Source organism: Belnapia moabensis DSM 16746 (assembly GCF_000745835.1).
GTDB classification, from domain to species: domain Bacteria; phylum Pseudomonadota; class Alphaproteobacteria; order Acetobacterales; family Acetobacteraceae; genus Belnapia; species Belnapia moabensis.
In genome coordinates this window covers 1-3,080 of sequence record NZ_JQKB01000213.1, presented here as the reverse complement: position 1 = coordinate 3,080, position 3,080 = coordinate 1, and the positions used below count along the sequence as shown (strand labels likewise).

The 3,080-nt window shown below is 62.1% G+C and carries 2 protein-coding genes, 1 tRNA gene and 1 pseudogene; 2 read left to right on the top strand and 2 right to left on the bottom strand.

All coding sequences use genetic code 11. From position 1 onward, the window contains the following. Window positions 1–230: 230 nt before the first annotated feature. Window positions 231–530, bottom strand: a complete 300-nt coding sequence (locus EP26_RS35915; RefSeq protein ID WP_157033964.1) for a hypothetical protein — start codon at window positions 528–530, stop codon at window positions 231–233. A gap of 123 nt (window positions 531–653) precedes the next feature. Between EP26_RS35915 and EP26_RS30250 the strand changes: the two are divergent. Further along, window positions 654–1,852: pseudogene (locus EP26_RS30250) on the top strand (IS256 family transposase). Between the two features lie 242 nt (window positions 1,853–2,094). Here EP26_RS30250 and EP26_RS38885 read toward each other — a convergent pair. Then, on the bottom strand, window positions 2,095–2,385 hold the full coding sequence (locus EP26_RS38885; protein WP_084113178.1) for a PilZ domain-containing protein: 291 nt from the start codon (window positions 2,383–2,385) through the stop codon (window positions 2,095–2,097). 601 nt (window positions 2,386–2,986) lie between these two features. On the opposite strand from EP26_RS38885, the gene EP26_RS30245 reads away from it, so the two are divergent. Then, window positions 2,987–3,062, top strand: a tRNA-Val gene (locus EP26_RS30245). Window positions 3,063–3,080 lie beyond the last annotated feature (18 nt).

Below are 3,080 nucleotides of genomic sequence, written 5' to 3'. Positions count from 1 at the left end.
ACGGCGCCAGCCAGCTGTCCAGGTCCTGCAAACCACGGCCCATTGCCTGCCTCCCGGAACCCAACCCCCTCCAACCGGTTCAAAGACAACGCAGGGCGGCGCTAAGAGTGCCCAGGTAGTGTTAGAACGCTGCTCGGCCTCCCGGACCGCGCTTGCGCACGGCGCTCTGCCGACCGAAGGTCGCGACGGAAGGATGTCGGCTGTCGTCGAACCGAAGGATAGGTTTTGGCTCAGGCTGCCGTCGCCTTGCCGTAATCGGGGTCGAACCGGATCCGCCGCCGCAGCAGGACGCAGGCGACTCCGAGCAGCCGGTCAGCAACGCCGCGTAGGGCACGACCGTAGGAGTGGCCACGCGCCCGGAAAGCTTTGTAGCGATCGCGGCTCTTGGGGTCATGCATGATGGACGCCCGGGCCCAGTGGAACACCGCCTGACCGAGCCGGGCTTGGGCAGCGTAGCGTATGACAACAGTGCAGGTCTTGCCGCTACGCTTGGTCACTGTCATCGAATGGGGGTTGAGAATGGCCGACATCCTCGAAGGAGTCCCGTTCCTGGGCGTGGTGTTGGAGGCCGTCGCCGTAACGGTGGCGGCCATCGCGGTTGGTCCTCGGTAGGGTTGTGTTGCGATACGCAACTCTGACCCAAGGACGCCACGATGACCGACGAGAGGATTGCCCTTCGGGGCTAATGGAAAAGGGCTCCGATGCTACTTTCCTTCGGGAGATGATTGGCTTCGCCGCTCACCGGCTGATGGAGCTGGATGCTGAGGGAGCTTGCGGCGCCAGCCACGGCGAGCGCAGCGCTGATCGGATGAACCAGCGCAACGGCTACCGCGAGCGCGACTGGCAGACCCGGGTTGGCACGGTGGAGCTTCGCATTCCGAAGCTGCGGCGTGGCTCCTATTTTCCAGCCTTCCTGGAGCCGCGACGGCCGGCGGAGAAGGCGCTAACGGCAGTGATCCAGGAGGCCTATGTCCAGGGCATCTCCACCCGCTGGGTGGACGATCTGGTCCGCGCCATAGGGATGGAGGGCATCAGCAAGAGCCAGGTCAGCCGCCTGTGCGCCGAGATTGCTGGCCGGGTGCAGGACTTCCTCGGCCGCCCCATCGAAGGCGACTGGCCCTATCTCTGGCTCGACGCCACCTACGTGAAGGTCAGGGAGGCGGGCCGGATTGTGTCGGTCGCGGTCACCATCGCGGTGGGCGTCAATGGCGATGGCCGGCGCGAGGTGCTCGGCATGGCGGTCGGCGCCTCGGAAGCGGAGACCTTCTGGACCGACTTCCTCCGTAGCCTGTCCCGGCGCGGCCTGCGCGGCGTGAAGCTGGTCATCTCCGACGCCCATGAGGGGCTCAAGGCTGCGGTGGCCAAGGTGCTCAGGGCAACATGGCAGCGCTGTCGTGTTCACTTCGGCCGCAATGCCGCAGCCCACGCCGGCAAGACCCAGCGCCGCATCGTCTCGGCTTGGATCGGCACCGCCTATGCCGAGGCCGATGCTCCGGCCGCTCACGCCCAGTGGCGGCAAGTTGCCGACCAGCTCCGCCCCAAGGTGCCAAAGCTCGCTAGCCTTATGGACGCTGCCGAGGAGGACGTACTGGCATTCATGGACTTTCCCCGCGAGCACAGGGCCAAGTTACACAGCACAAACCCGATCGAGCGGCTCAACGGCGAGATCAAGCGCCGCACCGACGTGGTCGGCATCTTTCCCAACAAGGCCGCCGTTATCAGGCTCGTCGGTGCCCTCCTCCTCGAGCAATCCGACGAGTGGGCCACCCAGCGTTCACGCTACATGACGCTGGAGACCATGACCGCGGTAAGCGATACTCCTGCCGTCAGCCTGCCCATTGCAGCTGCCTGACGCCGCGGCACAGCCCGTCAAGGAGTATCGCTCCTACACCACGCTGTGGGACACGACCCGATACCTCCCACTTACCGTAAGTGAACGGGCGCTGCCCTGATTGGCTGCGGGCAAAGGAAAGGGCCGTTCCTGGAGGGGATGGAGGCCCTGAGTTTGCATCAATAAGGATTATTACTTCATCAACGCACCTCCCGGCGGTTGAGTTTGGGATTGTTCCTCAGTGGAACCGAGGTCGCCGCTTATCAAGGGTGAGTCGGTGCTGCCCTGGTCGTGCGGTTGATAGCTGAAGCTACAGCAGACGGGAGAAACTCGAACCCAGCTTCGTCATCCAGTTGCCAGCAGCGTCGCGCGATGCGGGTTACGCTATCGGGAAGGAGAAGCGTAACTGTCTCTGGTACATCTGGGGAGGATGGAAGAACGATCCTTGCTCCTGTGGTTGAAAGGTTCAGCACCACACCAAGCAAGCGCGTACGGTCAAATAGGACATCTACCGGATGGAGCATGCCGTATCTCTGTCCACATCGCCGTTCCATGAGCTGTCCAGACGTAATAGTTACAGTTCGCTAGATGACGTTATGATCTTGTCGTGTAATGGTCACGAAACATACGCGTGATGCGCTGACCGCAGGTGATCTGGCCTTGCCGTAATCGGCGGGGCGCAAAGGAAAGCCGCCCCGTGGTTTCAAAGGGCGGCTTTGAGGCGAGGGTTTGAAAACCCTTGAAGTTTCAGCTTCAAACGCTGATTGCGGTAGAGTACCGATACTAGATCGATGCGGTATTGACGTTATTGAGATCTGACCGAAAAATGCCTGCCACTCAATAGCAAGGCGCAGGCTCGGCGACCCAAGAGATCGCCCCCAAAATCGGCGCCACCCGCTGCTGCTTTCCAGGTCGCGGAGGCGGCGGGGACGCGGATTATGGCAATCCGCGACTAGGGTGAGACAAAGCCTAGCTCCCCACCGAAGCCATGTTGCCTCATTGTCTCATGACGTAGGTGCAACACAAGCGCGAGGTGTGCTTACAACCAGCGGCATTCGGCATCGTTCAGGCGGTCTCAGTTCATGAGGCCAGTTTGAGCCCCAAAGATCTTCGTCCTCTCTCGACGGCGGCTCTGCCGTAAGTTGTTTTTGGCCTGGGCAGTTGGCGCAGCGGTTAGCGCAGTGGCTTTACATGCCATTGGTCGGAAGTTCGAATCTTCCACTGCCCACCATGCCGCTCCAGCCTCAGC

What these genes read in the sequence shown, in the direction of transcription:
- EP26_RS35915 (WP_157033964.1), bottom strand. Translation starts at nt 530, where the DNA reads ATGTCGGCCATTCTCAACCCCCATTCGATGACAGTGACCAAGCGTAGC.
- EP26_RS38885 (WP_084113178.1), bottom strand. Translation starts at nt 2,385, where the DNA reads ATGGAACGGCGATGTGGACAGAGATACGGCATGCTCCATCCGGTAGAT.